General features: G+C 43.4%; 2 protein-coding genes. One reads left to right on the top strand and one right to left on the bottom strand.

Features of this window, described 5'->3' with window-relative positions:
• Positions 1-160 precede the first annotated feature (160 nt).
• The gene (locus A3735_RS26720) at positions 161-448 is read left to right on the top strand and encodes a hypothetical protein (RefSeq protein ID WP_068511245.1); all 288 of its coding nucleotides are present in this window, start codon (positions 161-163) and stop codon (positions 446-448) included.
• A gap of 105 nt (positions 449-553) precedes the next feature.
• Here the strand turns inward: A3735_RS26720 and A3735_RS32730 are convergent, their stop codons facing one another.
• Positions 554-670, bottom strand: a complete 117-nt coding sequence (locus tag A3735_RS32730; RefSeq protein ID WP_082865496.1) for a PEP-CTERM sorting domain-containing protein — start codon at positions 668-670, stop codon at positions 554-556.
• Positions 671-915: the final 245 nt, after the last annotated feature.

Here is a 915-nt window from a genome sequence, read left to right as displayed (position 1 = left end):
GACATTACCCCTGATCAAGCTGCTGAGCGTTTAGCTCAGAGAGTAGATGAGTTGAATCTTACGAATACTGGTACGTTCTGGCATTCAAATGGGGATGTTCTGCCTTGGTAGCTAAGTGAGGTTTAACTGACACTTTTTAATCAAACCTCGTGAGGTGGAAATGCAGTTGTTGGGTGATATTCAAAATAAGTTAGAGCGAGATTTTGGCAAGCAGTGGTTGCTGGCCAAAGATGAAATTGAGGCCTTGTTTGTTAAAACAAATTGGCGTGTAACAAATCGAATTGTACGTGCGGCCATCTATGTCGCGGACGGAGACTTCGATGAGTTAAGTCGATCTATAGAGCGTGTCCTATCAGATTATAAAGATCTTTTATGGCAGGCGGAGTATGACCGGGGAGATGATCAGTTAAGGGACTTCAATAAGAGTTTCGGTGAGCTCAATCTTTAGTTTATCGTAGAGCTTGATCTGGTGATTCTCAGTGCTGGTGTCATCTATGAGGGTAAGAAGTAAGGTGTTTCTGGGTAATCAATACCCAGAACGTATTTTTTACTATTACTGCTGAGAGAGCTTTCTAGAGAAACCTAAACCTAGTAAGCCTAGAGCAAGTAAAGCTATGCTGCCTGGCTCGGGAGTCTCAACTGTGTTACCCGTGTTTCTTCCCCAAAGCATAAAGTTAGATAAGCCGCCACCATTTCCGTAGCTTTGATTGTAATCAAACGTGCCAGTTGTTGAGCTTGTTGCAATGGATCATGCGAAGAAGTCAGAAGTGTTATCTTGAGGGTTTCCGCCAACATGCATTGAGATCACTGCTTCATCAAACTGACTCCAAAATGAACTGTGAATGCCCCATATTCCGGTAACGTCGGTGCTTCCCCAAAGAGAACCTGTATTTAAACCGATTCGTAATGGGCCAT

Source organism: Oleiphilus sp. HI0061 (assembly GCF_001635675.1).
The sequence above is the reverse complement of the archived record's forward strand: the minus strand, read 5'-3'. Positions and strand labels throughout refer to the sequence as shown.